The organism is Streptococcus oralis subsp. dentisani (assembly GCF_002096615.1).
Classification (GTDB): Bacteria; Bacillota; Bacilli; order Lactobacillales; family Streptococcaceae; genus Streptococcus; species Streptococcus oralis_U.
Genome location: NZ_NCUX01000002.1, coordinates 1 through 1,715 on the forward strand (window position 1 = coordinate 1; position 1,715 = coordinate 1,715).

A 1,715-nucleotide genomic window follows, 5' to 3' on the forward strand; every position below is an offset into this window, starting at 1 on the left:
ATAATGGCTGGCTCACTCCACAAGGCTAAAAAAGCCAAAAACGATGAGTTTTATACTCGTTATAAAGATATTGCTGAGGAAATGGGGCATTATAGAGAACACTTTAGAGATAAGGTTATCTACTGTAATTGTGATGACCCAACACAATCAAATTTTTGGCGTTATTTTCATAACAATTTTGCTAGTCTTGGTCTTAAAAAACTGATAGCAACACATTTTCGAGAAGATAGCGAACCTTCGTATGCTCTGATTTATGAAGGTGGCGATGATTTCAATATGGAAGCTGGAAATATTGTAACTATTTATGGAGATGATGAATACACAGCGGGAGATTTCCGAAGTGAGGACAGCATAGAATACCTAAAAGAAGCAGATATTGTTATAACTAACCCTCCGTTTAGTTTGTTTAAGGAGTATATTAGCCAACTAATCAATTACAACAAATCGTTTATTGTTGTTGGGAATAAGAATGCAGTTACTTACAAAGAAGTATTCCCCTTAATCAAGAATAATCAAATTTGGATTGGTGCTAGAAGTATGAATTCAGACTTTTGGTTGTATGTACCAGATGATGCAAATTATGAGAAATTAGACGAAGATGGCAGAAGAGTCAAGCATATTATGGCTTGTTGGTATACTAACTTAGATTTACAAAAGCGTCATGATGGCTTATGGCATATTGGAGATAAGTTCGACCAAACAAAAGCTCATAAATATTATAAAGGATTTGAAGAGAAATACCCAAAATATGATAATTATAATGGAATAAATATAGATAACGTAAAAGATATACCAATTGATTATGAAGGAATGATGGGCGTTCCTATTACTTTCATTGATAAGTTCAATCCAAGGGAATTTGAAATATTAGGTTGTTCATATTCATACGGTGACCCTGGTGAAGCATACCATAAACAAGGAGAGAGTTTCAATGTTAGTTTCAATGACAAAAATGTTTATAAACGTATTTTTATAAGAAACTTAAATCCTATCAGTCGTTCAGAAGACAGAGGTTATTAACAAGGAGATAATATTATGAAAGTAACTAGATTAAGAGATTTACTAAATAAACCATTTACTATTCGAGATTTAGCTAGTGGTTATACTAATAATGATGATGGTGCAACAACAGACGCTGTAAAAGGATATAATGGTAACTTGAATATTCGTCCGTCTTATCAGAGAAATAGCGTATATAATGAAGATAAGAGACAAGCTGTAATTCAAACCGTTCTAGACGAATGTCCTTTAGGTATCATGTACTGGGTTGACTTAGGAGATGGACAATATGAAGTGCTTGACGGTCAACAACGTATTTTAGCTATTTGTAATTATGTTATGGGGAATTACTCGGTAAAATCAAGTAAATTTCCATCCAGTGCTCCACAACAAGATTTCCCAAATCTTCAGATGAACCTAACTGACTTAGCAGAACAAATTCTTGATTATGAGTTAGACATATATGTTTGTGAAGGAACTGCTTCCGAAAAAATGAAATGGTTTCATGTTATCAATACAGCAGGCGAACCATTAAATGAGCAAGAATTAAGAAACTCTGCTTATACAGGAACTTGGCTTTCTGATGCTAAACAAAGATTTTCAACAAAGACTGGACGTGGCGTTGTACTTGCTGACGAGAATCCGAATAACGATAAAGCAGAACCACTATTAAATGGTAATTGGAATAGACAAGAGTATCTACAAACTGCTATTAA

At 33.7% G+C, this 1,715-nt stretch carries 2 protein-coding genes; both read left to right on the top strand.

Annotated features, from left to right (window positions below):
* Positions 1-1,020 (top strand): adenine-specific methyltransferase EcoRI family protein (locus tag B7708_RS00015; protein ID WP_345788859.1); only part of this gene is annotated, 1,020 nt, incomplete at its 5' end.
* Positions 1,021-1,035: 15 nt separating this feature from the next.
* On the top strand, positions 1,036-1,715 hold a 680-nt coding region (locus B7708_RS00020; protein ID WP_142358240.1), incomplete at its 3' end, for a DUF262 domain-containing protein.